We start from the raw sequence: 3,862 nt of genomic DNA on the forward strand, positions 1-3,862 counted from the left end.
AGCATGAATGAGCCGATGAGGCAACAGGCGGCACCCCTTCAGGGCGCGAGGGATTGGGGAGGACCCCCAACCAGACGTTTCACATCTGGCTACCCTATGGCGGCGGTGGCTACAGCCCTTGCTCCAACCTCGCCCTGTTCAAAACATCACACGTCAGCAGGCAGCCACACACCGATTCAACCGGTCGGCGGGCGGCTGCCGCTGCTGCTCGGAGCTCGCTCTTCAAAAAACACCACACGTCGGCAGGCGGCCACACACGACGCCCCTACAAAGAACGTGGTCTTTCCCTCCGCACTCGGTGTGAGACATGGTGAGTGAAAATCAAAAATCCTCGCTGAAGGCTGACGACGACTCGGCGATCTGCCGATTTCCATAGCACACTTCCCAGAACGCGCACCGCTGGCAGCGCCATCGCTCCAGCGTCATCGGGAAGTTCTCTATGGACGCCAGATTGGCCACTGGATCAGTTAGCGACGCCTGCATCCCGTAGCAGCTTTCCAAAATCCTATCTTGCGCCTCGATGATCTCTTCCGGGCTTGGCTGATACTCCTGGAACACATTCTCGCGCAAATAGGCCAACACGATTTTGATCTGATCGAGGCGATAGCCCCAGACTTTCATCGCGTACAGCGCATAGCAGGCCATCTGTGTCATGTCTTTTCCGTCCTGCTGCCCTGTCTTCCAATCGCAGATGTACAACATTCCATCGCGCTCCAGCGCCAGGTCCATCTTGACCGTGATGGTGAAGCACCCCAATTGAAATTCTTGAAAGTCTTCTAACGATTTCCAGTCGCTTGGCTGAGTCTGTTGGAGCCAGGCAAACATCGGCGAGCGCCAGAAGTTCTCCAAACATTGCAGCACGCGCTGCTTGATCTCGTCGGTTCGTTCACGGGGAACCTCGCGCTGGTAGTAATGCTCGAATAAGTTGACGTAGCGTTTAGGATCGAGCCGCCATTGCTCGTTTTTCGACTGCGTCCAACCTGTTCGTAACCGGCTGATCGCGGCGGAAGTCAGGCTCTGGAAATCAATCGGCTGGCGCGCGCGCACTTTCCGCAGCGTCTCTTCGATGCCTTTATGCACGATGTCGCCGGCCCACGTATCCAGGTTTTGCATCTTCGTGAGGCGATAACAGAGCTTGGCCAGATCATCCGCGTCCAATCGCCAACCGCCCCAGAAGGCATAGTGCTGTAGATAAAACATCCGCCGACATTCACGAAAATGGCGGTCGCGCGTTACAGACCATTTGAATTCGTTTCTGAGTTCGGCCATCGGTGACGATGGTAGTATGGCGTGTTGCCCGCCGGTGTCAATACAAGCTGCTCCATGAACTCTCACGCACAGCGACAGGATGTCATGCCATCCATAGATCGAGTGCTAGGCAAAATCGTGAGAAGCCTCAACGGAACACGAGCCATGCTCGACACGCCGAACACGTGCCCAATGGTGCGCTGCCGCGCTCGGCATGAGCGTATGCTTACTTCGGAGACGCGGATGCGTGACGACGCCGAACGGTTTCAACTAGTCGGCAGTAGGCGCACACGCCAACCGTTGTTGGTTGACCGCACCGCGGACAAGGGATCAATGGCTCTGGTTCTGTGTTGACGAATTTCTCTCTCACTTTCAAGAAGCCATCCAAGAATTGTCGCTTCGCGCCCGGCCTGTCATGTTCCAGTTGGTTGATGATTTCCTTGTGATAGAGCGACGTGGCGCCGCGCGCGAACGGGCATTCATCGCGCACATAGGCGATTCGATTGACCAGCGCATACACGGTCGTTTGTTTTTCCGTGAAATAGATAAATGGTTTGACCTTTTTTTTCAGCCCGTCGCGTTCATCGAGGACGGGATATTGTCGCGCTAGATAAGGTTGATCCCAACGCAGCGTGTTGCCAAACAGCAACGCAACTTCATCATCCAGATTGTGACCGGTGGCGATCACATCATAACCGGCTTCCAGCGACGTGCGATTCATCAGGTAGCGTTTGATCAGCCCACAGCCGGAACAAGCCACGCGCTGCGTCAGTTGCTTGATGGCCGGCACCGACGCGCCCACTTCCTCGGCAACGGAGACAGTGTGCAGCGAGCGACCGAGCTGCTCAGCGAAGCGGACGCAAGCGGCTTTCGATTTCTCCGAGTAGCCGATGTTTTCATCAATGCCCAGATCAATATAAAACCCATCGGCTTCATAGCCCAACTGGGTCAACGCATGCCACAGCGCCAGGCTATCCTTGCCACCTGAGACGGCCACCAGAATGCGGTCGTCACGGGTGAACATGCGAAATTTCTTGATCGTCCGCTCCGTGTAATTAAGGAACCAAGCAGGGTAACAGACTTGACACAATGCCAGCCGATGCTCCGGCATATTGATGATCGCTTTGGTTGAGCACTGACGGCATTTCATGCTGCGCCCCCTGATATAACGCGGATCAATTCGACCTCGTCGCCGACTTCCAGCATTTCATCTTCGGTGACGATCTCGCCGTTCTTGGTCACGACGACAGTTTCTGACAGCACACCGAGCCGCTCCAACAACTGACGCGCCGTCATCCGGTGATCGAATGAAAATTCCTTATCGCTGTATCGGACGTTCACTGCCGTTGGCCTCGATGGCGATGGATGCTGATGACAATGACGGGGAGACATCGCCGCGATTCTGCTTCTCAGCATGGTATGAGCTCCGCACCAGCGGCCCCGCTTCCACATGGGTGAAGCCGAGCGACTGCCCTATTTGGCGCAACTCTTCAAACTCGCTCGGCGCGACGTAGCGAGCAACAGGCAAATGTTCAAGCGTCGGTCGCAGGTATTGACCGATGGTGAGAAAATTACAGTCCACAGCCCGCAAGTCGCGCATTGTTTGCAGGATTTCATCCCAGGTTTCGCCCAGTCCGAGCATGAGTCCTGACTTGGTTGGAATGGCCGGATTCAACCGCTTAGCGTTGGCCAGCACGTTCAATGACCACTCATAGCGACCTGTCTTGCGCACCGGCTTTTGCAATCGTTCGACCGTCTCGATATTGTGATTAAGCACAAACGGCTCAGCATCCATCACCGTTTTCAGTGATTGAATCGAGCCACGAAAATCAGGAATCAACACCTCCACGCGACACTGCGGCTGCCGCGCGCGGATGGCGCGAATCGTCTGGGCGAATGCCCACGCGCCGCCATCCGGCAAATCGTCACGCGCCACCGAGGTGATGACCACGTAGTTCAATCGCAGCGCCTGGACGGCCTCAGCCACTCGCTCCGGTTCCTGCGTGTCATACTCCAGCGGCTTGCCACTGGGCACGGCGCAAAAGCCACAGCGGCGCGTGCAGGTATTGCCCAGAATCATGAATGTGGCCGTGCCCGCTTCCCAACACTCGCCGATGTTGGGACAACGCGCGCTCTCGCAAACTGTATTGAGTTTCAATCCGCGAGCCAACTGCTTCAACATCGAGAAATTCGGCCCGCCGGGCACTTTGACTTTGAGCCATTCCGGCTTGGGTACGCGTTCGATCATAACCTCATCAGCTTAGGTCATCTGCTTCCCAGAATCAAATTCAAACAATGAGCGATTGATGCCCCCTGCGTGAGTACGCCACTGGTTCAGCATTCACTGCGTGAGCTTCATCCTCGTGACTACTTCACGTGCATCCGCGACTGCGCGCTCTCGTCGCCGCCAGCATTCGTCGCGTCAGTTTGACGACTGCGCGCTCTCGTCGCCGCCAGCATTCATCGCGTGAGCCTCATCGTCTTGACCACCGCGCGCGTCTCAGCGACGAATTTGCTCCACACGTCGTCTACTACCTTAACGGCCAGCGGATCGGGAATCACTGAGAAATAGGTCTCCGCCGGGTTAGGAAAGCTCACCCAATCGCGCATCGGC

At 56.3% G+C, this 3,862-nt stretch carries 4 protein-coding genes; all 4 read right to left on the reverse strand.

What is annotated here, in order from left to right; genetic code table 11:
* Positions 1–321 precede the first annotated feature (321 nt).
* Complete coding sequence (locus NZ823_16840; GenBank protein ID MCS6806795.1) at positions 322–1,269, reverse strand: PD-(D/E)XK nuclease family protein; 948 nt, start codon at positions 1,267–1,269, stop codon at positions 322–324.
* A gap of 205 nt (positions 1,270–1,474) precedes the next feature.
* Positions 1,475–2,398, reverse strand: coding sequence for an adenine nucleotide alpha hydrolase family protein (locus NZ823_16845; GenBank protein ID MCS6806796.1), 924 nt, complete (start codon positions 2,396–2,398; stop codon positions 1,475–1,477).
* Complete coding sequence (locus NZ823_16850; GenBank protein MCS6806797.1) at positions 2,395–2,589, reverse strand: MoaD/ThiS family protein; 195 nt, start codon at positions 2,587–2,589, stop codon at positions 2,395–2,397. The genes NZ823_16845 and NZ823_16850 overlap by 4 nt, the downstream gene beginning before the upstream one ends.
* Positions 2,567–3,496, reverse strand: a complete 930-nt coding sequence (gene lipA / locus NZ823_16855; protein ID MCS6806798.1) for a lipoyl synthase — start codon at positions 3,494–3,496, stop codon at positions 2,567–2,569. The genes NZ823_16850 and lipA overlap by 23 nt, the downstream gene beginning before the upstream one ends.
* Positions 3,497–3,862 lie beyond the last annotated feature (366 nt).

Source organism: Blastocatellia bacterium, from assembly GCA_025054955.1.
GTDB lineage: Bacteria > Acidobacteriota > Blastocatellia > HR10 > J050 > JANWZE01.

Coding starts and splice junctions, on each gene's coding strand:
- NZ823_16840 (MCS6806795.1), bottom strand. CDS start 1,269: ATGGCCGAACTCAGAAACGAATTCAAATGGTCTGTAACGCGCGACCGC.
- NZ823_16845 (MCS6806796.1), bottom strand. CDS start 2,398: ATGAAATGCCGTCAGTGCTCAACCAAAGCGATCATCAATATGCCGGAG.
- lipA (MCS6806798.1), bottom strand. CDS start 3,496: ATGATCGAACGCGTACCCAAGCCGGAATGGCTCAAAGTCAAAGTGCCC.